This is a genomic window from Parasulfuritortus cantonensis (assembly GCF_004337445.1).
Taxonomy (GTDB): domain Bacteria; phylum Pseudomonadota; class Gammaproteobacteria; order Burkholderiales; family Thiobacillaceae; genus Parasulfuritortus; species Parasulfuritortus cantonensis.
On sequence record NZ_SJZB01000001.1, the window covers coordinates 18,832 to 42,195 of the forward strand.

Here is a 23,364-nt window from a genome sequence, read left to right on the forward strand (position 1 = left end):
GCTATTTGGCACTGCGGATCACCATGCCTGTTCCCTTTGAGCCGGCCTGACCTGCCGATTTCGTACCTTCCGACAGTCCCTGAAGCACATTCCCGGCGCGAACTCCAGCCCAGGCCAGTGCGGTCACCCAAAAGCCCGGCAGCACGATGAACATCGTCGCCATCACGAAATTCAACAGCATGTCGCCGAAGGCGTTGTTCAGGCCGATCAACGGGTCGAAGTTGGTGTGCGGCCGATTCGCACCGAAACCCCAGCCGTAGAGAGCATCGAGGATCGTGCTGTCCAGCCAGCGCGCGAGCTGGAACCAGAAATCCACGAAGAACAGCGCGAACTCCACGCAGCTCACCGCGACCAGGGCTTTCAGCTCGTAGGTACCGAAGAGCAGCACCAGCGGGATGCAGATGACCAGTGCCATCTTGAGCAACGACAGCACCATGGGCAACGCCTGGCGAACCACATCCATCGCCGGGAAGAAGCCCAGCGAGCCGACGGTCATCCCAAGGTCGCCGGCACCGCGGGTCACGATGTTGGGAAGCGTCTTCTCGATCTGACCGCCATAGTCGGTATAGACGGCGCCCTGGTTCATCTTCTGCTGGCTCGGCGACACGACCGCGCGGATCACCGAGTCATTCACCTCGTTCTGCGACAGGAACCCTGCCCAATGACCGATACGGGAAAGCAGATCCGGATCGACCTGGGCCAGCAGGCGCGCGCGCAGCCCGCTGCCGCCATCCGACCACCATTGCCGGCAGGTCGGATAGCCCCCGCCGCTGTCCACTTGGGCCAGGCCCGCGTCTCGTGTTGCGTCGTAAGGCCAGGCCGTACGTGGCGTGCTCGAATGGTAGGTGTCGTAGAAGCCGGACGTGCTCTGGAAGTAGCTCGAACCGATCCAGGTCACGTCGTTCATCTGATCGTCGGAGAGCGTCGGCCGGTTCATGAACAGCTTGGCGCGCGACGGCCCGTAGCAGTCGTGGACAAAGTCGGCGACTTCCTGAGCCAACACCGGATCGCTGATGCGCGTGGCATCGACGTCCATGCGCATCTGACGCAGATCGGTCCCGCAGGGAATTGCCGCGACCGCAGCGCCTGTGATGGCCTTCGAGATGGCGTGCATGAAGAACCACCACACCGGCACCAGCGCGCTCTGGTTGTTGAGCGTGGTGTAGGCGTTGGACCAGCCCGTGTCCGCCGGCTGCGGCACGTTGACCTGGCACTGCGCCGAACGGGTTGTGTCGAACCTGATCGTGCTGAGGTCGACGGGAATGAAGGGAATGCCGGCGAACATGATGACCAAGATTGCCACCCATACCCGGTTCTCGATGCGCATCGAGGACAGCACGCCCTTGTTGCCCTCGTCCGCTCCTTCGGCCCGCGCCCGCAGCCACTCATGGATCACGATGGCAACGAACGGCAGCGCGAACACGCCGCTGGCCACCAGGATGTTCCAGATGCCGTTGTTGATCACCCAGCCCACCAGGGTCAGGTAATACTCGAGGTAGTCCGTGGTGTAGAGCGTCATTTCATTCTCCCCGCCTCAGCTTGCGCGCAGTAGTTGGCTGGCTTCGAGCAGCACGATGGTGACCACGGCCGCGATCTCGACGCGCAGCAGGCGCTGGTGCGCCTCCGACTCGGGCTCGCGCTCGCGCAGGCGCCCGCGCATCCACCACCAGCCATAGGCCGTCACCGTGTAGACAAGCAGCCGCCAGACCAGGAAGTGCGCCGAATGCGCGCGCAGCCAGCGCTCCCAGTCATCGATACTGCCGACGATGCCGATACCGACGATATTCACGGCCACGGCAATGCAAGCGACCAGCAGCGCCCACAGCAACGCCATGCCGACGCGGCGGTTGAACAGCCACGCCGGCCGCAGCCAGCTCTTGATGCTCATGGCGTGCCCCGCGGCTTCTGCACTTCCTTGAGCCGGTCACGGGTCGTGTCACCCTCGAAGATGCCGCGCGATCCGCCAGCCCTGGTGCTGTGCCGTTGAATGATCGCCATCGCGGAATTCCCGGCCAGAGCGCGCCGCAGTTCGAGCTCGGTCTTGAGGTTGTTGATCTCCTGCTCCAGCGTGCCGTTCTCCTGATCGACCGCCTTCACGGCCAGCTCATTGGCGGCGATGTTAGGCTCCTTCTTGCCGGTCAACAGCGTGCGCTGCAACAGCAAGGCCTTTTCCAGCACGCTGGAGAGTGCAGCCTCCGAGGCCAGGCGCTTGCCCAGCAGATCCTGGTCGGGCTCGTCCCGCAGGGCCTCGATCACACCACGGGTGATCGGCAGCGAATTGCTACTAGCCGCCTCCAGGTTTGTCACCGTCGTTGGCTTCGCACGAGTCACCAGATCCTGCAGCGCCTGCAGCTTGGTCTCGTACTCCTCCTGGATCACCGGCGTCAGCCCCACGCCGGGCGTGGTCTGCGTCTTCGTGCAGCTCTCGCAGGTGCGCTGCTCGCGCTCGCCCAGCACGCGGGTTGCAAAGGCGGCGGCGGCATCTGGCGAGCTCCAGGTCTGGCAGGTCAGCCGGTTGCCGCAGGAAGCGCGCGGAATCGACGAGGTGTCCGTGACGCTGCGGCCGTTGAGCAGGTTGTAGCCCGCGCGGGTCACGTCGCCCACCACCTTGATCGAACCCTGCCCCGAACCGCCCGCGTTGCTGCCGCCGACCCAAGGCACGCCGTTGTTGCCCCTGTTCGACTCGGCCTGCTCGATGGCCGACACGGCATCGTTGCCGCTGACCGCATCCCGCAGTGCCATGCCCTCGGCGAGCTGGTCCCAGCCGGCCTGACCGCCGGCCATGTCGGCCATCCGGTTGGCGATGGCCCGGCAGGTCATCTTCGAGCGGTCGAAATCCAGACGGGCCTGCAGGACGCCGTTGGTGAGCAGGTTGTAGAGGCCGGGATCGGCGCGCTGGATGATCAACGCCGGTAGCGATGCCACGGCACTGGTGGCGTTCTGGATCACGGTGCTCATGATCGACTGGAACCCGTTGGTGATGCCGTTGAGCTGGTTCTGCAGCGTGGTCGTGATGCTCATGTTTCCGCAGATCAGGTTGCTGTTCCAGCCGATCCCGACGCCGATGCTTTGCATGTTCCCGGCGCCGCTCATGGACACGGCACGACCGCCGCCGATGCTGTAGAGCACATCGTCGCCGATGACGCTTCCGTTCACGTTCGCGCCGCTCGGGTCGATGCGGGTCTGCGCCCATGCGACGCCTACCGCTACCGTGAAGGCGCAGGCGAATGCGACGGCCAGCCTATAGGGTTTGGTGCGTTGAATGAAACGGGAAATGGACGCCTTCATCGGATCACCTCACATGAAATCGACGCTGCCGAGAAACACCTGTCCGCGCCGCCGGCAGCAGGCATAGGGCCGCCACAGCGCCCAGGCGTAGTCACCCTGTTGGGCCTGTACCCGCGTATTGCTGTGCGGGAAGACCGCGCAGGAGGTCGAGAGCGTCGGCGTCAGCTCCTGCCACTTGCCGGTCGAGGCGTCGGTCTCCACAAGCGCGCCGGCGGGCCAGTAGCCGTCGCGCGCTGTTGCCAGCAGCGGTTGATAGACGTGCGGCTGGGCGCGGCGGGTCACGATGTCGCCCGCGCGCTGAGCGACCACGGCGCCGCTCTTGTAGTCGTCGGTCTGGTGCAGGAAGCCGCCGCGCGGATAGACGTTGCCCCACAGGTTCAGCGTCGTGCGACCGCCGATCTCGCGCATGCCGGGGATCAATGCTTCCGGGTACACCATCTCGGGGATGTTGTAGCGCCAGGCCAGCGTATCGAGCGTGCTCAACAGGTACGGCATGAAGGCCGTGCCCGCACCCTGGCAGGTGTAGCCGGATGCGCTGGCGAACTGGCTGAACACCGCGCCGGCGGGATGCCCGATCACGTCCGCGTTCTTGAACTTGCCGAGGTTGTTCTCGTTGTCGTGGTTGGTGGTGCCATCGCCGCCGGCCCGGGCCGTGGGGTTGGGCACACTCATCGGACGCACTTCGATCCACGGGTTTTCGCCGGTGTTCGAGTAGCTCGACACCACTGCGTCGGGCACGTAATGCCGCACCTTCACCGAGGTGCGCACCGAGCAGCCGAACGGCGTGCAGAACAGCCAGTAGCAGATGCCGACGACGCGGTACTCCAGGCAATCCGGCGACAGTGCTGAGGCCACGATGGTGGCCGTGTCCAGGGCGAAAGACGAAGCTGCGCCGGCCAACAGCAGCGAGGCGCCCGCCACGCGCATGCGGCGCGAAGGTGTCGACGGCAGGCGGATCATGGCTGGGTCCTCCGATAGGTTTCGATGCGTGCCGCGGCGCGGGCAACATCCGGCTCGCCATAAACTACGTAGCGCCGGTCGACGACCACGGCGGGCACCTTGGCGATGCCCAGGCCCCAGGCCTCCGCGACGTCCTGGTAGGCGCGCCCGATGCGGCGCTGCAAGTCCGGCCCACCCTCGCGCAGGCGTTGCTGCACGATGGCGGAGGCGCGGGCGGGATCGGCCGGCATGCCTGCAGCCAACTCGGCCTCGATGCGCGCCGGCAGGTCCAGTTCGACGACGCGCGTACCGGCCGCTACCCGCACGGGGTGGCCGCTGTCGGTGATCACGAGCACCTCGGCCGCCGTCGCCGCCGTACTGAGTGCGGACGACACGACGACCCACGACGCGAGGGCCGTGCCGATGGTTCGCAAGCGCTGAGAGATGAAGGAATGGGGAGCCATCATGGCGGGCGTCCTGGAAATCGATCGAAGCCCCAATCGAACGCCAACGCCGCTCCGTTCGCGACAAAGAAAGCGCACCGCAACCATTCCGCTTTGGGGCAACCACGAAAGGAATGCGGGAGCCGAGGCTCCCGCAGGGTTGAATGACGCTGCGTGGAAAGGCCGGATGCAGACTGCGGCTACAGCAGACCGGCTTCGGCAAAGGAGTACGGCGCGCCCTCACCGACGATGAAGTGATCCACCACCCGGACATCGACCATGGCCAGGGCGGCTTTGAGCCGTTCCGTGAGCGCGCGATCGGCGGCCGAGGGCTCGGTCATCCCCGATGGATGCTGGTGCGCCAGGATCAATGCCGAGGCGTTGAGGGCCAAGGCGCGCTGGACGACCACCCGCGGGTACACCGAGGTCTGGTCAATCGAGCCCTTGAACAGCTGCTCGTAGGCCAGCGCGCGGTGCTGGCTGTCCAGGAAGATGACGGCGAAGACTTCGTTGGGCTCGGCGACGAGCTTCAGACGCAGGTAGTCGCGCACGGCGGCGGGACAGGAGAGGCAAGGCCCGGCCTTGAAGATGCGGTGCTCCAGCAAGAGGATGGCCTGCTGGATGATCCAATCCTCGTGCTGGGTGGCGATCAGGGCCAGTGACTCCGGGTGGGAGTCGGTAACTGTATAAGACATGGCGAACCTCCAAAGGATGAAGTGGGAGGACGCCCGCCCCGGAAGGGCGAACCCTCCAGGGACGATGGGAATGTGAATAAGGGAACAGCGGCATCCACCACCGCTCGCGCAGTGGCTGTTCGCGTCGAGGGATGCGAAGCGAACGGGGTCGATCAGCGCGGCCAGGCCGCGTCGTAGCCTTGAAGATCGTGGCTACCTGGGCATGTCGCCGATGGGCTCGGCAGGCATTTCCTTTGTTGACGGGGCATCGGTGCCCCCTGCGGCCAGCAAGTCGATGGCCGACAGCAAGGCGTCACCGTCGACAGGCCCGCGTAGCAGCAGCGTCTTGCCGGACTGGCGGTCTTGCAGGCGCAGCGTGGGCGTGGCGGCGATGTGCTGCCGGGCAGCTTTGGCCGCCTGCGCGCGGATCACCGCATCCGGCCGCTCGGAGTTGAGGCATTGCTGCGCGTCGGGCGTGAGGTCGGGATAGCGCAGGCCCTCGGGCAAGCCCTGCCCGTCGCCGCGCGTATGGGCATAGACCCACTCCACGGCCTGCCAGAACGCGGTGTGACCGCCGGTCTGGCCGACGCACTCGACCAGGCGCGCCTCTGCGGACGCTGCGGGCTCATGCATCGACAGCGGCAGGTGATGCCATTGCCAGGCGACCTCGGGATGTTGGTCGATCCAGCGTTTGAGTACGACAAAATACGCGCGGCAGAACGGGCATTCGAGGTCGGCGTACTCGACCACCGTGAAACGCGCATCCGCCCGGCCGTAGCGCCAGGGCGGACCTGCTGGCGCCGATGAATCAGGCTCGACATGAACCGCAGCGGTGACGGGCAACTCCGCGCGGGCGGAACGCTCGTCGGGTCTTGCGGCATACAGGTGCAGGAAAGCCCACACAGCTGCGGAGAGCAGCATCGCGCTCGCCAGCAGCCCAGCGAGGAAGAGGCGGGAACGGACAAAACGAGGCAGCGGCATCTTTCCCTCCTTCACGCCAACGCATCGAGCGCAAGCGACTCGATGCCGCGGGCGCGGTCGATCTTCTCGGCCACCTTGAAGGCGGCATCCAGCTCACCAATGCCGTACTGCTGCATCAGCTGGAAGCGCTCGGCCTTCTCTTCCGGTTCGGTCTGCGCCAGCGCCAGGTACAAGCTGGGCGGCACCGCGCGGAACAGCACTTCCATCGACTTCGAGAGGATCACGCCTTCGGTGAACTTGCCGGCCTCCTTGCGGGCAGACAGCATCAGTGCCTTCTGCGCCGGGTTCAACTCGCGGAAGCGCGCGATCTTCTCCACCTCATCGGGTGGCATGGACAGGCAGATCCACCACTCGATCATGTTGAGCATCGGCTCGGCCGCCTTGGGCAGGTCGTCGATGTTCTGCGTCGCCAGCCAGTACCAGGCGCCGAGCTTGCGCCACATCTTCGTGATCTTGACCACGTAAGGCGCGAGCAGCGGGTTCTTGGTGATGATGTGGCCCTCATCGGTGACGTTGATGATCGGCCGGCCGAGGAACTGGTCGCGCTCGGCGATGTTGTTGACCGTGTTGATGAGGCTGATGTAGGCGATCGAGAGCTGGGCGTTGTAGCCTTCGCGCGCGAAGGTGGCCAGATCGACGATGGTGATGTCCGCCTCGGGCCACGGCGTGCCGGGGCGGTCGAACATCTCGCCATCGACACCCTGGCAGAACATGTCCATCGCGTCGGCCATCTCCAGCAGGCGGGCGCGCCGCGTCTCCGGCAGCGTGGCGTCGCGAGCGCGCTCGCGCAGCGCATCGCGCACGTCGCGCGTGAGCACCATGCGCTTCTCAGCAACGCAACGCTGCGCCGCGTCGAGGATGCACTGACGGATCAGGCTGCGATCGGCGCGCGTCATGCGGGCCTCTTCCTTGTCCTCGCCGCCGGTGATCATCAGCCGCGCGGTGATCTCCAGCTCACCCAGCACGTCGCGCTGCTCGTCCGCATCCGCGACCTGCGCCGCCGCGTCGCGGTCTTCGTCCAGGTCGTCGGCGTCCAGCGTCTGCACCTGGCTGGGCGTGTCCACCAGCCGGTGCGCGTCGGCGAAGGGCGCGAGGCTCACCCCCGCACCGGGGGCGAGCTTGACGCGATGCACCGTCAGCCCCAGGCGCGCGGCGAAGTCGCCGAACAGGCCGAAGCTGTTGCCCGCCTCGACGATGAACAGGCGCGGCCGGTAGATCGCCGTCACCTGGTTCAGGATGTTGTTCAGGGTCGCGCTCTTGCCCGAGCCGGTGGGGCCGAACAAGAACAGATGCGCGTTCATCTGCCGGTCGAGCCGGTTCAAGGGATCGAAGGTGATCGGACCGCCGCCGCGGTTGAAGAAGGTGATGCCCGGATGCCCCGTCCCCTGGCTGCGGCCCCACACCGGCGCGAGGTTCGCGGCGTGCTGCGCGAACATCAGCTGGGTGTACCACTGGCGCTTGTCCAGGGCCGGGTCGAACACGCAGGGCAGCCAGCGCAAATAGCTGTTGAGCGGCGCCACCTCGTCTTCCTCGCGCACTGGCTGCAGGCCGGCGTTGAGCATGACGTTGACCAGTTGCAGCCCGCGTGCGTCGAGCTGGGGCAGATCGCGGCCCTGCAGGTAGAAGGCCAGCGCGCCGCGATAGAGCTTGTGCGCACTGCCGATCAGGCCGCGCGCCTGCTGCACGTCCTGCCGGGTCTGCTCGGAAGCCAAGGTCTCGCCGACGGATTTCTTGCTCAGGTGGTTCAGGTGCGCTTCGAGCACGTCCTGCGGTGTGGCGACCAGCGTCAGGCACATCACCGTATCTTCCGGCATCTGGTCGAACAGCGCGTTGACCGCATCGCCGCCCTTGCGCGTCTCGCCGGTGATGTGGCCCGTCGCGGGCGGCATGCGCAAACGGTCCATGACGATGACCCGATGCGGCAGGCCGTCGAACAGCCAGGTGCCGTTATCCACGTCCGAGCGCGGTTGGCCGAAGAACAGCCGCTGCGCGAAGTCGCCCCCTGCCAGTTCGATCTCACCTTCCTCTGCCTCCTCGGGATAGCGGGTCAGTGCGTAGAAGCGTTCCCGGTCCTCGGTGGTCGGACCCAGCAGCGTGGGATGCGGATTGAACCAGCGCAGCAGCCAGTCGTGGATGTCGGCGGCAGCCAGGCGGCGGGCCTTCACACCCGCGTTCGCGAGTCCGCCGACGAGCCGGTCGCAGATCGTCGCCAGCGCCTGCTCGGGCGACTGGCTGCGGCGGGCCGATGCGGCGTTGGGCGTGCGCCGATAGACCACCATGCGTACCCGCCGCGCCTGGCCGCGCCACGGCAGGCGCGTCACCGTCGTGTCCTCGAACAAGCCGCCTGGCTTCGCGATGGCGCGCAAATGGTGCGCGAAGAAACGCAGGTAGAACGCACTGAACGCGCTGCCCTGGGCACGCGGCCGCACGTAGCTCGCCAACGTGCGCAGGTAGCTGTCCCAGTTCGATTCGTCCTGGGCGTAGAGCTGGACCACCCAAGGGTTGTCGTCCAATTCGTCGAACGAGTCCTGCAGTGCGTTTTCCAGCGCGTCCCTGGCCTGCCACAGCCAAGCCATCTCGCGCCCTTCGGTGCCCACCGGCGCCAGCTCGAAGAAAGCTGCGACCGACTGTCCGTCCTCCAGCAGCATGCTCTTGGAGCCCGGCAGGTACTCCACCCAGGGCAGCATGTCTGCGAACGACGGCGCGACGCCGTAGAGTGCCTCGTGGTCGGCCTGGGTCGCGGGCCGACGCCGGCTCGCGTCGAGCACGCTGCCAGGTTCCGGGATGCCAGCGTCGCTGAGCGCGGTCACATGCCGCTCCCAGGCATCGTCGGCTGCATCGGCCATGTTGGCTGACGGGATCGTAGGAGTGCTGGACGGTGCTGCCTTGCGCACCCATGGCATGGACCAGGCCATCAGTAGTCCTCCACGCGCTCGCCCGGCATCGCATACTGAACACGCTGATACAGCGGAAACACCGTGCTGTAGCCGGGCACGGGCACCGGGTCGGTGCCGGCCAGGTGCGGGAACACATACATCACCAGGTCGGGATTCGGCAGGCGCCGGAACTGCCGATAGATTTCGGTGCTCGCCGTGCGCGTGTAGGCGGCGTTGGCGGCTGGCGTTGCCTGCACGTCGGCGTCGGTCAGCGGGCGGCGCAGGCTCTGACGCGCATCGAGCAGTTGCCGCGCCGTCTGCCCGCCGGCAGCGCCGCTCCCACCGGTCTCCTGCTGCCAGACGTCGAGCATGGTGCTGTCGCCGTGTGGCAGCAGTTGGTCCTTGCTGGTGGCGCAGCCGCCCAGCACCATGACCGCGAGCATGATCGCGGCCGCCTCAGTCCAGATCCGACGCATGGGCGCCTCCGATGCGGTGATTGACCCGGCGCCCCTTGGCGTCGTAGTCGATGTTGAGCGGCTGCTCCAGATGCACGGCGACCTTGGCACCGGGCTGTACATAGACCGCGGCGAACGCCTGGCCGTAGAGCTTGTTGACCCACTGCGACATTTCCTGCACGCCGCCGGCCAGGATACGGCCCATGGCCTCGTTGCCGCTGATGCCGACCGTGCCGAGCGAGCCGTTGCTGTTGGCGACAACGGCAACGCTGCCGTTGTTGGACTTGATGAGCGACGCCGCGCCGGCACCGGCCGCGGTGATCAAAGCCTGCGAGCCGAGGTACTGCTGGGCGTTGCTGCGCCGCTCCCCTGAGACGCAGGGGATGCCGTAGGGATCACTGATCCAGCCCAGGCCGCCGTGTGTGGTGCTGTTGCCATTGGCGCCATTGGCTTGACCGCCGCTGCCCTGCGCGCGGTTGCCGTCCTCCGGCACGGTGCGGATCGTGCCGTCCTGGAACACGAAGGTGACGCTGCGAATCTGGCCACGCACGCACGAAAGCGTCCAGTCGCCCGAGGCCGTGCCGCTGACAACCGCGCCGGCCACGTCGGGAATGTCGATGCCGTTGGCGGTCAGGTTGTCCGGGCCGATCAGCACCTTGAACGGGTACGGGTCGTTCACCGTGCCGTCGATCGGCACGCGCCCGATCAGCGCGGTCATCGCGATTGAGCCCATCAGTGTCGAGTTCGACGGCACCGTGTAGACCGGCTTGGCGGACGGGCGCACCGCGTTGGCCGCCTGCGTGCCAGTATCGGCCACCGAATCGGCGGCGTTCGAGAGGGCTTTCTGCGCCGGGCCGAAGCTCGTCGGGAAGTTCAGCCCGCCGGTCGTGCCGCCATTCTTGGTCGGCTTCGCGTCGTCCGGCTCGACCCAGCGCGTGCCAACGCTGCTGCTGGGGCGGGCGCCGCCGCTCTGACTACCGCCGAAGTTCTTGCCGTCGCCGTCCTCCAGGCCCAGCCCGACTGGCATATCGGCCTGGCCGCCCTTGCCGGAGAGGCCGTCGAGGCGACGCTGCAGGTCTTGCAGCAGACCCCGGGTCTGCTGGCGGTCATTGGCCACCTGGTCACGGTCCTGCTGCAGACGGCCACGCTCGCCATCCAGTGCAGTCTGGATCCGCTGGTCGATCGCACCCTCGCGGGCACGCATGCGCTCGTTCTCGGCCTTCTGATTCTTGTTGTCGGTGAGCGCGGTCTGCAGCTCGTTGCGCAACTGCTTGACCTGGGCGACCAGCGTGGCGACGGTATCGCGCGGCGTGTCGCCCTCGACGCCCAGTGCCTTCATTTCCTCGGGTGTGAGCTGGCTGGCAGCGCCGGCCGGTGCGGGCTTGGCGCCCCGCTCGCTGGAGAACAGCTTGATGCCGACGAAGACCAGCAGCAGCCCCATCGGGATCAAGAGCCACTTGAGGAGCGGGTTACTTTTCATCGCCGGCTCCCTCGGTCGTGCCGGCGGCCCCGGCAGACGGTAGATTCACGGTGGCGTCGATGCGGCTGATCCTTGGCAGCAGCGACTCGGCCAGGCCATGTTTGCGGGTGACGAGGTAGACCACCGTGGTATCGGACGACTGGCCGGCCGGCCCCAATGTAGTGTGCTGGAACGTCGCTGCCACGAAATCGCCCTGCAGCGCGCGCGGGTCGAGATCCAACCCGCGTGCGGTGGTATTGGTGAGCCGCACGGCCGTCACCCACTGGTCTTCGAGCCGCCAGGCCTCCAGCGCCCTTGCCCGTACCGGCAGTGTGGGCAACAGGGTGTCCAGCGCCAGATCGCGCCGCAGGTTCACGCGGCCGATGCCGGCAACAGGTTCCACCGTCCGCAGCGGTGCATACAGGTTCTGCGCCGCGAAACGGGTCAGAACCACGGCCACCGGCGTTTCGCGCTTGTGGGCAGGCGTGCGCCCCGACGCTGGCGTATCGCCCTGCGTGTCGTCGTCGGTGCTCGGAGGCGTGGCTGCCTGCTCGCCGTAGTGCGCAGGAGCCGCTTCGCCTTCGACAATGCGCACCGGTTCCAGCGCTGCCTGGCCTGCCTTCGCCGGCTCGGCGGCGATGTCGAGCAGGATCAACGCCCCGGATTCCACATCCTGCAGCGGCAGCCGCGTGGATGGGATGGGCTTGCTCGCGCGCAGGTAGATCGCGCCGCCCGCGCTTTGCACTCGCAGGCTCTCGCCGACGCCTGCCGGCATGCCGATGCGCACGTTGCGGTCGATGAAGACCACGCGCTCCTGGCCGACCACGAGAGGCACGGCCAGGGGCAGCCGCTCCCAACGCAGAATCTCCATGGCCTGTACGGCAGGCACCAGCCCCAGGCCGAACAGCATGCCGGCCAGGGCCGACGGGATGAGTCGCTTCATGGGGTTGCTCCCTGCAAAGGCGTGGCTGGGCTGACGGGCGTGGCGGGCTTGCCGGCGGACGCCGGAGCCGGTGGGGTCTCGATGCGCTGGGGCGCATTTGCATAACAATCCAGCGCCAAGCCGAAGGGGTTGCGTTCGGGGTCGATGTCCATGCGCACGACCTTCAGTGCGTAGCGCACTAGCGCGCGCTTGACCTGCTCCGACCCCAGGTACTCGTCGGCGCTCACGTCCAGCGTGACGACCCAGTCGTTCGCGGACAGCACCTGTACGCGCGATGCCGGGTCGTCGCCGTAGCCCCGGCCCGGAATCTCGTAGATGCCGCGCACGCGCTGGCGCAGCTCGCCGTTGCCGCGCCGGTATTCGTAGTCCTGCTGCAGAAAGGCTCGACAGCTCGGCGTGAAATAGGTGGACAGCGCGCGCAGGTTGCGCGGGTAGTCCTCATCGCCATTGGTCGGCCAGCGTTGTGCCTGCTGCCAGATGTAGAACGTGAAGGCGTAGACGCTCTCCGGCGGCACCTCCCACCACTTGCGGGTGCTGCCCGAGCGCAGATCGGGTGGCACGTGGATGGTCAGGCTCTTGGGCGCGCTCCACCAACCCGCGCCAAGCAGCAGCGCGACCACGAACAGCGCGGCGGCGCTCAGACGCAGCGTCTTCACGTGGGCTTGCAGGTGCATGACCTCATTGCGAAATCGGCTCACTGGATGGACCTCCTGTCGCCGCGTGCCGTCCGTCCGGAGGGCGGAACAGCCGCAGCTCGTGTGGCGTGGTGGCCGGCGCGCTGGCGCCGAGTGGTCCACCAGCCCGAGCGGGCGATGAGCTGCGCACCGCCCACGTGGGCCGCCAGCGCGGGGTGGCGTAGCGCGAGCGACCACTGGAGCTGGCGGTACAGCCAGGTGTCAGGCCGGCCGCGCTTGTACCGGCGCACCAGTCCCCCGCCCACGAAGACGCCGATGCCGATGCCCACGACGATCAGCGTCGGGACCATGGCGATGCTGTGGGTGAGCCACGCCAACGGCACCCCGGCCAAGAAGCCGGCAGCGGCCGACAGGCCCGCGCAGACCCACAGCTCGTCGGCGGTGAGCCCGCGCACGACCACCGGATGCCGGTTCAGGCGGTGCGGCAGAAAGGTCACGAGCCCGTCGCGCGGGATGTCCCGCGAACTGTCCATGGGACCAGCCATCGATTGCGGCCCTTACAGCACGCCGGTGGCCTTGGTCAGCAACCAGATGCCGACGACCAGCAGGATGGCGCCGACCGCCACGGTCAGGCCGAACTGGCCCCAGGTGGCGCGGCCGGTGTGAATCTCCGCGTAGCGCGTGTAGGCGTGGTAGCAGACGCCGATGAACATCGAAGCGACCACGAGCAGTGCGACCAGCAGCACGATGTCGTAGCCGTAGTTCTGCAGTGTCTGCATGATGCCGCTGCCCGTACCACGCGACGGATCTTCCATCGTAGGTAGGCCGGCCGCGTGCGAGGACAGCGGTGCGACTGCGCTCGCCAGCGGCGCGAGTGCAGCAGTAATACGCTGCGGGGTGAGCAGCGGGAAGCGGGAGGAAGCGCGATGCGCAAGGGAAGAAGCGTTCATGGCGGAATACCCTTTCGTGGTGGTCAGGACAGAAGGAAGAAGCTCAGCACCAGGTACATCGCGACAAAACGCACGATGACACCGAGGAACTGGCGTTGGGACAGGCGCTGCTCGGCCCAGCCGACATAGGCGGTGCGCATCGCCCATACGCCCCACAGCAGCAGGATGGCGAAGACGAAGCCGAGCACGACGGTGGAAACGGTCGCGGGCGTGAAGCCGCCGTTGGCCTGGAACGCGGCGACCTGATCGGCGGAAGGCGTCATGGCGACGGCGCCTCCTTATCGTCTGCGATGCGGCTGCGGGTGTAGTCGCCCGTGAGGGCCACGGGATCGCGCGGCTGGGCGCGCTGCGGAACGAGGTAGTCCTGCACGCCGGCGCGGATGCGCTGCAGATCAGCGCGCAGCCGGGCGTAGTCGAAGTGGTAGCGGACGCGCTCTGGCGACGAGGAGCTGGCGGCCTGTGCTGCCAGATGGTCGGCCAGTCGGTCGGCCAGCTCGATCTGACGCGCCAGGGCCGCGAGTTGCTCGCGCTCCAGAGCACCGTCGGAGGCCATGGCCGGACGCACGGCCGAAACCAAGAGGGCCAACACCAGCGGCAACGCAGCCATTGCGCGCGGCCATGTGCCAATGCGTCGGCGGGTTTGTTCCATCGCCATTCCCCCGTGTAGTGAATGGCGTTGATGCTGCGGCGCTCCCGACTCAGGCGCAGCAGAGAAAGGGAACTCCTGTGCGACCGGATTGATGGCGCAACACCGCCCAGTCATTGAGCCCGAAGTGCGCAGCGCGCCCCATTTTAGCCACATTAGAGTTCTCGATGGACCGTAGATCTGGGTTAAATGCTCCCACAGGAGCATTTATTGCCATTTCCTGGTGTCGCCTGATATAATCATCCGACAGAACTCTGTATCCGACATTAAGAATCCCTTGGGAGCGATTAGCATGGAATCCCCGATTCCCCTGCCTGTCGAGCGTGCCATCCACAAGCTCGGCAGCGACATTTCGCTGGCGCGCCGGCGCCGCCATATCTCGCAGGCTTCGCTGGCCGAGCGCATGGGGGCATCCCTTTCCACCGTGCGCCGCATGGAGAAAGGTGACGTGCGCGTACCCATCCACTTCTTCGCCCGTGCGCTGCATGTCTTCGGCGAAATCCAGGCGCTGGAGCATCTGCTGGATACTGCTCACGACGAGATCGGCCTGACGCTGATGGACGAGCGCTTGCCAAAGCGTGTGCGCAGCAAGCCAGGCGGCACCTCGGGAGCGCTCTGATGGCTGCCGTCGCCCCGATCCGTCAGCAGGTCCATTTGTGCATCGGCAAGGCGGGCCTGCCGGTCGGCTCGCTCATTTATGTCCGGCAGGGACGGCGCGAGAACTGCGCCTTCGCCTATGACGCGGCCTGGCTGGCCAATCCGGCGTGCTTCAACGTGTCGGCCGACCTGCAGTTGATGCCGGGCCACCAGCCGCACAAAGCCGCATCGCCCCATGATTCCGTGTTCCATGGTGCGATCGCAGATACCGCGCCAGATGCCTGGGGCCGACGCATCATCGCCCGCGACCATGCCAAGCGCCGTCGGGTAGATCCGGGACTGCCGGCCCTCACCGAGCTGGACTACCTGCTGGCGGTCGACGACTTTAGCCGCGTCGGTGCACTGCGCCTGCGCGATGCAGATGGGACGTGGCACAGAACGGTCGCGAAAGGCCGGCGCAACACGCCGCCGCTGATCGAGCTGGAGCACATCTACCAGGCCAGCCGTGCCGTCGAACGCGGGCAGGAATCGGCGGAGGATTTGCGTTACCTGCAAGGCAAGGGCACCTCGCTCGGCGGTCTGCGGCCCAAGTGCACGATGGTGGACGAGGACGGCTGGCTGGCCATCGGCAAGTTTCCGAGCGTGGGCGACACCCGAAGCGTCACGCGCGGCGAGGTGCTGGCCCTCAAGCTGGCGGCGCTGGCCGGCATCGATGCCGCGCCCGCGCGCATCGTCTTGCTGGGTGACAGCGGACACGAGGTGCCGGTAGCGGTCATCCGCCGGTTCGACCGCGACAGCGAAGACGGCCGCATTCCCTACCAGTCGGCCGCATCGCTGCTGCAGGCCTCACGCGAGGAGGATCGTAGCTATACCGAGATCGCAGACGCCATCCGCTCCCACAGCCACGCGCCCACCGAGGATGTACGCCAGCTTTGGCGCCGCCTGGTGCTCAACCTGCTGATCACCAACGTGGACGATCACCTGCAGAACCACGGATTCCTGCACGTGGAGCATGGGCTCTGGCGGCTTGCGCCTGCCTTCGACATCAATCCTTTCCCGGACAAGGACAGGGAGTCCAAGACCTGGCTGACCGAGCAGGATGGGCCGATCACCGACGTTCAGATGCTGCTGGCCCGCGCATCGTACTTCGCGCTGGACGAGGCGCAGGCCCTGGCCGTGCTGGGTGAGGTGCATGCCGCGGTATCGTGCTGGCGCCAAGTCGCGCTCAGCCCGGAGGTCGGATTGCGCGCGGTCGAGCTGGATGACTTCGCGCCGGCCTTCGAGCACGAACAGATGGACGCCGCCGCTGCGCTGCTCGGGCGGTGACGGAAGCGAGGGATGGACATGGAATGCTTTCACATCGACGAGAGTGGCTATACGGGGTTCGACCTGCTCAATGCGGAACAGCGCTTTCAAGGCGCCACGGCGGTGGCCATCAGTGACGAAGACGCCGCTCAGCTGATCCAAGCGCACTTCCCCAAGCTGCAGGCGCCCGAACTCAAGTACCACGCCCTCGCGCGCAGGCCGGGTTACCGGCAGCCACTGTTGGACTTGCAGCGTGCCGTGCTGTCCCAGCACAAGTGCGTGACCTACGTCTGTGACAAGCGATTCCTGCTGATCCTAATGTTCCTGGACTACGCCGTCGAACCGTTCTACTACGAGCGTGGCGAGGACTTTTACAAGGACGGACAGAACTACGCCCTGGCCTCGCTGCTGTACACGGTCGGCCCGACATTGCTCGGCAAGGCCGCGTTCGATGATCTGCTTGTGGCCTTCCAGAGGGCGGTCAAGGCAAAGACCCCGCAAGCCTTGGATGCGTTGGTGAACGCGGCCAGGAAGCTCAACTGGCCCGAACTGCCCGAAGCGCTGGGGCCGATCGCGCTGGGCTCGCCCGAATGCCTGTCCGCGATCGCCACGCCGGGCGTCTCGACCGACGCCGCGATGGTGGTGCTCCAATCCCTGATTACCCGGATGGAGGTGATGGCCGCAGGGCCGTACCGGGTCGAGCACGACCAGTCCAAGAATCTGCTCACGTACCACGAACTGCTCCAGCGCTACATCGACCATCAGGATGAAGTCGAATTCAGGCAGACACAGATCGCGGGCATCCGCTTCCCGCTCAAGCTGTCTTCCGTGACCCAGGTCGACTCAAAGACCAGTCCGGCCGTGCAGATCGCCGACGTCATGATCGGCGCTGCCATCGAGGCCGCCAACGGGCTGACAGGCCTGCGCCCGCCGCTACTGGACCCGCAGACCGTGATGTCCTTGTATGCCGACGATCAGTTCATCCATCTAGTGCCGTCGATCAACTTCGATGAACAGAAGCAGTTCCGTGAGGGGGCGCAGGCGGCGGAAATGATCGACTACTTCGCCAGGCACTTCGGCGCGAAAACCTCATGAATCGGCCACGGCCGCACATCACCAGAGAGGAAACCCATGGCACGAATCAGAAAAATCGAGATCGCCAACTTCCGCGGCATCCAGTGGCTGGCCTGGTGCCCGACACCTGGCATCAACTGCCTGATCGGCCCGGGCGACAGCGGCAAGTCCACGGTACTGGACGCGATCGACCTATGCCTGGGGGCCAGGCGCAATGTCCAGTTCTCGGATGCGGACTTCTTCGGCCTGGACATCACGACCCCGATCAGCGTCACGCTGACGCTCGGCGACCTCGATGACAGCATGAGGACGCTGGAGAGCTTCGGTGCATTCCTGCGCGGATACCATGCCAACACTGGCGTCGTCGAAGACGAACCCTCTGCCGGCGCGGAGGTTGTGCTCTGCCTGAACCTGACGGTCGCCAGTGACCTGGAGCCCTCGTGGACCCTAGTCTCCGACCGCGCCGCACAGCAAGGCATCGTCAAGACGCTCGCATGGAAGGATCGCGGCACCCTGGCGCCCACCCGCATCGGCGCGCTTTCGGACTTCAATCTGGGATGGCAGCGGGGCTCCGTACTGAACCGCATCTCGGAGGAGCGAGCCGACGCTTCAGCCGCTCTGGTCAAGGCTGCAAGGGATGCGCGTAGTGCCTTCGGAGATCAGGCCGCACAACAGTTGGGAGAAGCGCTGGGGATCGTCACCGCCACTGCCCAGGAGTTGGGCGTCAACATTGGCACCAAGGCCAAGGCACTCCTGGATTCGCATTCGGTGTCGTTTGGTGGCGGCACCATCTCCCTGCACAACGAAAGCGGCATCCCGCTTCGCGGCCTGGGCGTCGGTTCCACGCGCCTGCTCGTCGCCGGCCTGCAGCGCAAGGCGGCCGGTCAGGCGTCAATCGTGCTCTCGGACGAACTGGAGTACGGGCTGGAGCCGCACCGCATCGCGCGGTTCCTGGGCTCCCTCGGCGCCAAGGAGGCCGCTGCTCCGCTGCAGGTGTTCCTCACCACCCATTCACCCGTGGCGCTGAGAGAACTGTCGGGCGGCCAACTCTTCGTGTTACGCCGTGGTCATCAGGGCCACGAGGCTCGCCTGGTCGGCGCCGACAATGACATCCAGAGCACGATCCGCCTCTATCCCGAGGCTTTCCTGGCTGGCTCCGTGGTCGTGTGCGAGGGAGCCAGCGAGATCGGCCTGCTGCGCGGCCTGGACTTGTACAGGCTTGACCAGGGGAATGCGTCACTGGCTGCATTGGGTGTGGCCCTCGTCGACTGCGGTGGCGGGGAGCCGGATCGACCGTATGCCCGCGCCGCAGCATTCCAGTCTCTGGGCTACCGGGTGATGGTGCTGCGCGACGACGACAAGAAGCCCACACCTGCTATCGAGCAGGCATTTGTCCAGAACGGTGGCACCGTCGTCGCCTACCGAGCGGGCCGGGCGCTGGAGGACGAGCTGTTCGGCAGTCTCACGCCGGCTGCCTGCCAGAGGCTGATCGGCTACGCCAACGAATTGCATGGCGACCTGATCGTCGAACACCTGCGCACCGTCTCGAACAACACGCTCACCTTCCAGCAGGTCTGGGACGAGATCCAGAACACCGGCCTCCTGTCGGCCGAACGCAGGGCCATCCTTGGTCAGGCGGCGCGCATCCGAAAGGCTGGCTGGTTCAAGTCCATCTCGTGGATGGAGGACGTGTCGAGAACCATCGTTGCACCGGACCTGCATCTTTGCGATCCGGGCTTCCGTGCGCTGATGGAGCAGGTATTCGGGTGGGCCGCTCATGGACCACGTTGAAATCGACCTTCGTGCGATCGAACGCGGAACCGTCACCGCACCGGCCGGCTGCGGCAAAACACAGTTGATTGCCCATGCGCTTGCCGGTCATCGGGGCAACAAGCCCATCCTCGTGCTGACACACACGAACGCTGGGGTAGCGGCCCTGCGTGGCCGACTGGACCGCGCCGGTGTGCCAGCCAGCGCTTATCGATTGAGCACGATCGATGGCTGGGCCATCCGGCTCATCTCGACCTTTCCCGGCCGCAGCGCCCACGATCCGGAGATTCTGCGGCTAGCTACACCTGCGCGGGACTACCCGGGAATCCGCGATGCCGCCTGGAAGCTGCTGCAAGCCGGGCACGTCAGTGAGGTGCTGAAAGCCTCGTATGCGCATCTGATCGTGGATGAGTACCAGGATTGTTCGGTGCCTCAGCACTACATCGTCTATTTCCTCTCGTTGATCTTGCCGACCTGCGTGCTGGGCGACCCCATGCAGGCAATCTTCGGGTTCCGGGGCAATGCGCTGGCCGACTGGAACCAGCACGTGTGCGCGCATTTTCCTGTCGTCGGGGAGCTGGCAACGCCCTGGCGATGGCGCAACGCCGGCGCGGAAGCGCTGGGACAATGGTTGCTGGAGGCCCGCCACTTGTTGGCGGCGGGGCAGTCGGTGGATCTGCGTAGTGGGCCACCGGCGCATGTGACCTGGATGCAGGCCGTACCGCCCAACGACCATGCCCAGCGCCTAGCCGCTGCGAGGACGGCATCGCCAACCGCTGACGGGCGCGTGCTCATCATCGCCGATAGCCGCAACCGAGCAGCTCAGCAGAACTTTGCGAGCCAGACGCCGGGCGCTTCGACAGTCGAGGCCGTCGATCTGCAAGACCTCATCGCCTTCGCCAGCAGCTTTGAAGTGGGGGCACCGAATGCCATCGCGCAGTTACTGGCGCTTGCACAGAGCGTCATGACCAATGTGGGCGTGGCGGAGTTGACGCGGCGCCTGGAGTCGTTGGCAAAGGGAACTGCAAGGAATCCTCCGAACGAGGCAGAAAGCCGCGCACTGGCGTTCGGGCGCGCGCCCTCTCTCGCTGCGGCCGCCGCGCTGTTGTCGGAACTGCGGGCACTGCCGAACGTGCGTGTGCATCGGCCGGCCATCCTCTACGGGGTGCTCAAGGCGCTCCGAGAAGCCTCGTCGGGGGCCATCCTTCTGGCAGAAGCGGCCCGGCGCGTGCGGGAAGAGAACCGGCTGTTGGGGCGCCCGCTGCCAAAACGCGCCGTCGGCAGCACGCTGTTGCTCAAGGGGCTGGAAGCCGAAGTCGCGGTGCTGCTAAATGTCGAGGACATGAGCGCGCAGAACCTCTACGTCGCCGTGACCCGTGGGTCGATGAAGCTCGTAGTGTGTAGCGCCAGTCCAGTGATCGGTTAGAGGTATTTCTTGAAGCTCGCCGACGCGATGTCCACGGCGATCCCGAGCAGCGCTGCACTGGGAAGGAGGATCAGCAGCGGATGGACGCTGACGGGCAGTGCCAGATACGTAACCCACGGCAGCACGGCCAGCGGCATCAGGCTGGCCCTGGCGCGGTGATAGATGAACCCCGATTCGCGTCCCGCGCCGAAGCGGCGGATGTCCCGGCGCACCAGGCCGTCCACCAGCCCGACGAAGGCGGCCATCAGGAACAGGGGCAAGGTCAGGGTCAGCACCAGCAGCCGCACGAGGAAAACCAGCACGGTGTAGGCCGACGCGATCAGGTAGCTCTCGACATGCACGTAGACCTGGCCCAGGTAGTAGCGGAAGTCATCAGCCTGGTTGTGCGCGCCGGCGCGGGACTGCGCCGCGGCATCGCGTATCCAATCGAGCAGACCACTCTTGAGAAACATCCAGTCATAGGCATGCTCGATGAGCCGACGCGCGCTGCGCCCCGGCTCCTGCACGAGCACGCTGCGTGTGAAGTTCTCCGAGACCTGGGCGAGCTCGTAATCGAGCATGCCCTGCGCATGGTGCCAGCCCTGCTCGGGCCAGAAGAAATGCAGACCGATGCACTCGATCACGATGCACAGCAGCAGCGAACCGCACAGTACGCCGAAAAAGCGAAACGGCAGCGTGACCAGACCCGCGATCAGGCCTTGCTGGCGAACCTGCTGCCGTTGCGCGGCGACGGCCGGGTCGGTCATGCCTCGGCCTCCGCGGCATCGCCCGCCATCTGCTTGAAGTCGTCCACCATGTCGGCCGGCAGTGCGCTGTCCTGCAGACTGGGCAGGCCCTGGTTCTCCCACCAGTCGCCAGCCTCGACGTAGTGCTGCCGCATGTAGCCGGCCAGTTCTTGCAGATCCTTCGGCATCGCCTCGTCGGGGTCAGGTGCCGGCAGCGGCATGCGAATCTTCCACAGGTTGCCGCCCTCGATCAGCGCGAAGCACTGTCCCTTGGGCAATGCGACGACATGCGACGGCTCGATCAGCGGCACGCTGGTGGTGGTGATGCGGTCCTGTGTGTTGGAGGTAAAGGCGGTGTTGCCGGTGGGGTCGGAGCTGTCGGTCGCGCCGCTCATCACCGTCGTCGCATATACCTCGACCTTGGGCAACTGCCGCGTGAGCAGTTCCGCCGTGGCAGTCTCGCGCACGCGGAGCATGAACAGGTTGTTGAAGTTGCCGATCACCTGGCCGGCCTTGGCGCGGTTGCCGATGCGCGCCTCGATGTCCGAGAGCGTCTGCGTGTAGGCCGTCACCTGCACGCCGGCGCCGCCGCCCTTGTTGATCATCGGGATGAACTCATCGCCCATCAACTCGTTGAACTCGTCGGCGTGCACGTTGATCGGCACCTTCACGCCGGCCGCTGCGCCCGGCAAGCCATCGTCGATGCCGAACTTGTAGATGTGCCCGGCGACCGACACCAAGTCGCTGAACATCGAGTTGCCGACCGCGGCCGCCACCTCCGCGTCGGACAACGCATCCAATCCGACATAGACTACCGCGCGCTTCCTGATGATCTGCATCCAGTCGAAGATCGGCCGCGGGTCGGCCAGGTCTGAATAGTTCGGCGCGAGCAGTTGGGCGATCTTGCCGGTGGTCAGCTTCTCCAGCAGCGGTAGCAGCGACGCGACGATCTTGTCGAAGTAGGTCCGGTCGTAGCGGACTGCGCTGCGCAGGCCGTCGAGCACCGGGTCGTAGACCCGCACCTGCGAGAGGTACTGCTCCAGCGCCACGACGCGCTTCTCGCGCCCGATCATGTTGCGCGGGATGTTCTTGTCGTTCAGCCTGGCTTCGAGCTGGACGATGATGTCCCAGGCCTTCGGTTCGTTCTTCGCGAAAAAGTGCTGCGCGTACTCGATGAATAGTGCGTCGATGTTGATGACGTGACGCTGGATCAGCAGGTAATCGGGGCGCTGCCCCAGTTCCACCAGGGCGCGCGCGATGATGTTGACGAAGCGCCAGGCGAATTCGCGGAACGCGGCCGAGTTGCCTTCGCCCGAGAGCTGGCCTGCGATGCGGGTGGCGACTTCCGAGATGCGGCCGAAGCGGCCCACGGCGTTGTAGCGCGCGCTGATGTCCGGCCAGCCCAGATGGAAGACGTAGAACTCGCCCTCGCGCCCAGCGCGCTTGGCTTCCACATACATGCGCTTCAGGAGATCGGCGTCGCCCTTCGGGTCGAAGACGATCACCACCTCGTGCTGGCCGCCCACCTTGCGGCGGATGTCCTGGGTGATGAACAGTTCGGCCAGGCGAGTCTTGCCCACGCGCGTGGTGCCCAGGACCAGCGAGTGGCCCACCCGTTCGCCCAACGGCAGGCTGACGTCGACCTCGTTCGGCTCGATGCCGTGCAGTCGCGGCAGCCCTCCGACCGGCGGCAGCGGGCGCGCTGGATTGAGCGGACTGTCCCAGGCCATGGCCTTTGCCAGCTTCGAGACCGGAAAGGGGGCGAACTCCAGCCGCTCCTCGATGCGCCGCGCCGCGCGGTAAATTGCCGTCGGCTCAACGTAGCGGCGGAACTCCGGCCGGTAGGTCTGCACGAGCCGGTGCGTGTGGCGCTGGTCCCAGCGAAAGCCCCGGCCGATGAACAGCCGTTGCTGACTGACCGGCACATCGCGGCTGGTCATCACGTAGCGTGGCAACTGCCGGATGTTGCGCCGGTAGCGCAGGATTGCCCAGGCATCCCGCCAGCGGATGGCGCCGAAGGTGAGAAACGCGAGCGCGCTGCCCAGGCCCAGCAAGGGGCTCAGCGCGAGCGACCACGGCGCCACCAGGCACAGCAGCGCGGCGCCGACACACACCGCGACGGTGTAAAGCTCCACCGCTGGCCGGAGCAGTACCTCGACGGAGTGGGGCTGGGCCATG

The 23,364-nt window shown here is 66.3% G+C and carries 23 protein-coding genes; 5 read left to right on the forward strand and 18 right to left on the reverse strand.

Annotation, left to right across the window (positions count from 1 at the left end; genetic code table 11):
- Position 1: 1 nt before the first annotated feature.
- From EZJ19_RS00085 to EZJ19_RS00160, 16 genes are all read right to left on the reverse strand, one after another.
- On the reverse strand, positions 2-1,519 hold the full coding sequence (locus EZJ19_RS00085) for a conjugal transfer protein TraG N-terminal domain-containing protein (RefSeq protein WP_131444250.1): 1,518 nt from the start codon (positions 1,517-1,519) through the stop codon (positions 2-4).
- Between the two features lie 15 nt (positions 1,520-1,534).
- Positions 1,535-1,888, reverse strand: coding sequence for a hypothetical protein (locus tag EZJ19_RS00090; RefSeq protein WP_131444252.1), 354 nt, complete (start codon positions 1,886-1,888; stop codon positions 1,535-1,537).
- Positions 1,885-3,288: an integrating conjugative element protein gene (locus EZJ19_RS00095; protein WP_131444254.1), complete on the reverse strand. Its 1,404-nt coding sequence runs from the start codon at positions 3,286-3,288 to the stop codon at positions 1,885-1,887. The genes EZJ19_RS00090 and EZJ19_RS00095 overlap by 4 nt, the downstream gene beginning before the upstream one ends.
- Before the next feature lie 9 nt (positions 3,289-3,297).
- Positions 3,298-4,248, reverse strand: coding sequence for a TIGR03756 family integrating conjugative element protein (locus EZJ19_RS00100; protein WP_131444256.1), 951 nt, complete (start codon positions 4,246-4,248; stop codon positions 3,298-3,300).
- Entirely contained in the window at positions 4,245-4,622 is a 378-nt protein-coding gene (locus EZJ19_RS00105) for a TIGR03757 family integrating conjugative element protein (RefSeq protein ID WP_476704058.1), read from the reverse strand. The genes EZJ19_RS00100 and EZJ19_RS00105 overlap by 4 nt, the downstream gene beginning before the upstream one ends.
- 248 nt (positions 4,623-4,870) lie before the next feature.
- The gene (radC, locus tag EZJ19_RS00110; protein ID WP_131444258.1) at positions 4,871-5,365 is read right to left on the reverse strand and encodes a RadC family protein; all 495 of its coding nucleotides are present in this window, start codon (positions 5,363-5,365) and stop codon (positions 4,871-4,873) included.
- A 192-nt stretch (positions 5,366-5,557) separates the two neighbouring features.
- Positions 5,558-6,325: a DsbA family protein gene (locus tag EZJ19_RS00115; protein ID WP_290898068.1), complete on the reverse strand. Its 768-nt coding sequence runs from the start codon at positions 6,323-6,325 to the stop codon at positions 5,558-5,560.
- An 11-nt stretch (positions 6,326-6,336) separates the two neighbouring features.
- The gene (locus tag EZJ19_RS00120) at positions 6,337-9,171 is read right to left on the reverse strand and encodes a conjugative transfer ATPase (RefSeq protein WP_476704059.1); all 2,835 of its coding nucleotides are present in this window, start codon (positions 9,169-9,171) and stop codon (positions 6,337-6,339) included.
- A gap of 68 nt (positions 9,172-9,239) precedes the next feature.
- On the reverse strand, positions 9,240-9,677 hold the full coding sequence (locus tag EZJ19_RS00125) for a TIGR03751 family conjugal transfer lipoprotein (protein WP_131444262.1): 438 nt from the start codon (positions 9,675-9,677) through the stop codon (positions 9,240-9,242).
- Positions 9,658-11,136, reverse strand: a complete 1,479-nt coding sequence (locus EZJ19_RS00130; protein WP_131444264.1) for a TIGR03752 family integrating conjugative element protein — start codon at positions 11,134-11,136, stop codon at positions 9,658-9,660. The genes EZJ19_RS00125 and EZJ19_RS00130 overlap by 20 nt, the downstream gene beginning before the upstream one ends.
- Positions 11,126-12,058: a TIGR03749 family integrating conjugative element protein gene (locus tag EZJ19_RS00135; RefSeq protein WP_131444266.1), complete on the reverse strand. Its 933-nt coding sequence runs from the start codon at positions 12,056-12,058 to the stop codon at positions 11,126-11,128. The genes EZJ19_RS00130 and EZJ19_RS00135 overlap by 11 nt, the downstream gene beginning before the upstream one ends.
- Positions 12,055-12,756 carry a PFL_4703 family integrating conjugative element protein gene (locus EZJ19_RS00140; RefSeq protein WP_131444268.1) on the reverse strand — a complete coding sequence of 234 codons (702 nt, stop codon included), beginning with the start codon at positions 12,754-12,756 and terminating at the stop codon, positions 12,055-12,057. The genes EZJ19_RS00135 and EZJ19_RS00140 overlap by 4 nt, the downstream gene beginning before the upstream one ends.
- Positions 12,753-13,226, reverse strand: a complete 474-nt coding sequence (locus tag EZJ19_RS00145) for a TIGR03750 family conjugal transfer protein (RefSeq protein ID WP_476704060.1) — start codon at positions 13,224-13,226, stop codon at positions 12,753-12,755. The genes EZJ19_RS00140 and EZJ19_RS00145 overlap by 4 nt, the downstream gene beginning before the upstream one ends.
- A gap of 24 nt (positions 13,227-13,250) precedes the next feature.
- Positions 13,251-13,643 (reverse strand): TIGR03745 family integrating conjugative element membrane protein, encoded by a 393-nt coding sequence (locus EZJ19_RS00150; RefSeq protein ID WP_131444272.1) that lies wholly within the window; start codon positions 13,641-13,643, stop codon positions 13,251-13,253.
- A gap of 23 nt (positions 13,644-13,666) precedes the next feature.
- Positions 13,667-13,906 (reverse strand): TIGR03758 family integrating conjugative element protein, encoded by a 240-nt coding sequence (locus EZJ19_RS00155; RefSeq protein ID WP_131444273.1) that lies wholly within the window; start codon positions 13,904-13,906, stop codon positions 13,667-13,669.
- Positions 13,903-14,292 (reverse strand): integrative conjugative element protein, RAQPRD family, encoded by a 390-nt coding sequence (locus tag EZJ19_RS00160; protein WP_131444275.1) that lies wholly within the window; start codon positions 14,290-14,292, stop codon positions 13,903-13,905. The genes EZJ19_RS00155 and EZJ19_RS00160 overlap by 4 nt, the downstream gene beginning before the upstream one ends.
- Positions 14,293-14,581: 289 nt before the next feature.
- On the opposite strand from EZJ19_RS00160, the gene EZJ19_RS00165 reads away from it, so the two are divergent.
- Genes EZJ19_RS00165 through EZJ19_RS00185 form a run of 5 tightly spaced genes read left to right on the forward strand, consistent with a single transcriptional unit; the run spans position 14,582 to position 20,461 of the window.
- Positions 14,582-14,908: a helix-turn-helix domain-containing protein gene (locus tag EZJ19_RS00165; RefSeq protein ID WP_131444277.1), complete on the forward strand. Its 327-nt coding sequence runs from the start codon at positions 14,582-14,584 to the stop codon at positions 14,906-14,908.
- Complete coding sequence (locus tag EZJ19_RS00170; protein ID WP_165873392.1) at positions 14,908-16,212, forward strand: type II toxin-antitoxin system HipA family toxin; 1,305 nt, start codon at positions 14,908-14,910, stop codon at positions 16,210-16,212. The genes EZJ19_RS00165 and EZJ19_RS00170 overlap by 1 nt, the downstream gene beginning before the upstream one ends.
- A gap of 12 nt (positions 16,213-16,224) precedes the next feature.
- Positions 16,225-17,286, forward strand: coding sequence for a DUF3800 domain-containing protein (locus tag EZJ19_RS00175; RefSeq protein ID WP_240754600.1), 1,062 nt, complete (start codon positions 16,225-16,227; stop codon positions 17,284-17,286).
- Between the two features lie 36 nt (positions 17,287-17,322).
- Positions 17,323-19,056: an ATP-dependent nuclease gene (locus EZJ19_RS00180; RefSeq protein WP_131444280.1), complete on the forward strand. Its 1,734-nt coding sequence runs from the start codon at positions 17,323-17,325 to the stop codon at positions 19,054-19,056.
- A complete protein-coding gene (locus tag EZJ19_RS00185) occupies positions 19,043-20,461 on the forward strand; it encodes a UvrD-helicase domain-containing protein (protein WP_131444282.1) in 1,419 nt (472 codons plus the stop codon). The genes EZJ19_RS00180 and EZJ19_RS00185 overlap by 14 nt, the downstream gene beginning before the upstream one ends.
- Here EZJ19_RS00185 and EZJ19_RS00190 read toward each other — a convergent pair.
- Positions 20,458-21,207 carry a TIGR03747 family integrating conjugative element membrane protein gene (locus EZJ19_RS00190; protein WP_131444284.1) on the reverse strand — a complete coding sequence of 250 codons (750 nt, stop codon included), beginning with the start codon at positions 21,205-21,207 and terminating at the stop codon, positions 20,458-20,460. The two genes, EZJ19_RS00185 and EZJ19_RS00190, sit on opposite strands and share 4 nt — an antisense overlap.
- Entirely contained in the window at positions 21,204-23,363 is a 2,160-nt protein-coding gene (gene traD, locus EZJ19_RS00195) for a type IV conjugative transfer system coupling protein TraD (RefSeq protein WP_131444286.1), read from the reverse strand. Before traD ends, EZJ19_RS00190 begins: the two co-directional genes overlap by 4 nt.
- Position 23,364 lies beyond the last annotated feature (1 nt).

Bases quoted from the DNA above. Each gene is read 5' to 3' on its own strand.
- EZJ19_RS00085 (WP_131444250.1), bottom strand. From the start codon at position 1,519: ATGACGCTCTACACCACGGACTACCTCGAGTATTACCTGACCCTGGTG.
- EZJ19_RS00155 (WP_131444273.1), bottom strand. From the start codon at position 13,906: ATGACGCCTTCCGCCGATCAGGTCGCCGCGTTCCAGGCCAACGGCGGC.
- EZJ19_RS00190 (WP_131444284.1), bottom strand. From the start codon at position 21,207: ATGACCGACCCGGCCGTCGCCGCGCAACGGCAGCAGGTTCGCCAGCAA.
- radC (WP_131444258.1), bottom strand. From the start codon at position 5,365: ATGTCTTATACAGTTACCGACTCCCACCCGGAGTCACTGGCCCTGATC.
- EZJ19_RS00150 (WP_131444272.1), bottom strand. From the start codon at position 13,643: ATGAACGCTTCTTCCCTTGCGCATCGCGCTTCCTCCCGCTTCCCGCTG.
- EZJ19_RS00175 (WP_240754600.1), top strand. From the start codon at position 16,225: ATGGACATGGAATGCTTTCACATCGACGAGAGTGGCTATACGGGGTTC.
- EZJ19_RS00120 (WP_476704059.1), bottom strand. From the start codon at position 9,171: ATGGCCGATGCAGCCGACGATGCCTGGGAGCGGCATGTGACCGCGCTC.
- EZJ19_RS00090 (WP_131444252.1), bottom strand. From the start codon at position 1,888: ATGAGCATCAAGAGCTGGCTGCGGCCGGCGTGGCTGTTCAACCGCCGC.
- EZJ19_RS00165 (WP_131444277.1), top strand. From the start codon at position 14,582: ATGGAATCCCCGATTCCCCTGCCTGTCGAGCGTGCCATCCACAAGCTC.
- EZJ19_RS00170 (WP_165873392.1), top strand. From the start codon at position 14,908: ATGGCTGCCGTCGCCCCGATCCGTCAGCAGGTCCATTTGTGCATCGGC.
- EZJ19_RS00185 (WP_131444282.1), top strand. From the start codon at position 19,043: ATGGACCACGTTGAAATCGACCTTCGTGCGATCGAACGCGGAACCGTC.
- EZJ19_RS00100 (WP_131444256.1), bottom strand. From the start codon at position 4,248: ATGATCCGCCTGCCGTCGACACCTTCGCGCCGCATGCGCGTGGCGGGC.
- EZJ19_RS00180 (WP_131444280.1), top strand. From the start codon at position 17,323: ATGGCACGAATCAGAAAAATCGAGATCGCCAACTTCCGCGGCATCCAG.
- EZJ19_RS00160 (WP_131444275.1), bottom strand. From the start codon at position 14,292: ATGGAACAAACCCGCCGACGCATTGGCACATGGCCGCGCGCAATGGCT.
- EZJ19_RS00125 (WP_131444262.1), bottom strand. From the start codon at position 9,677: ATGCGTCGGATCTGGACTGAGGCGGCCGCGATCATGCTCGCGGTCATG.
- EZJ19_RS00135 (WP_131444266.1), bottom strand. From the start codon at position 12,058: ATGAAGCGACTCATCCCGTCGGCCCTGGCCGGCATGCTGTTCGGCCTG.
- EZJ19_RS00115 (WP_290898068.1), bottom strand. From the start codon at position 6,325: ATGCCGCTGCCTCGTTTTGTCCGTTCCCGCCTCTTCCTCGCTGGGCTG.
- EZJ19_RS00145 (WP_476704060.1), bottom strand. From the start codon at position 13,226: ATGGACAGTTCGCGGGACATCCCGCGCGACGGGCTCGTGACCTTTCTG.
- EZJ19_RS00095 (WP_131444254.1), bottom strand. From the start codon at position 3,288: ATGAAGGCGTCCATTTCCCGTTTCATTCAACGCACCAAACCCTATAGG.
- EZJ19_RS00130 (WP_131444264.1), bottom strand. From the start codon at position 11,136: ATGAAAAGTAACCCGCTCCTCAAGTGGCTCTTGATCCCGATGGGGCTG.
- traD (WP_131444286.1), bottom strand. From the start codon at position 23,363: ATGGCCCAGCCCCACTCCGTCGAGGTACTGCTCCGGCCAGCGGTGGAG.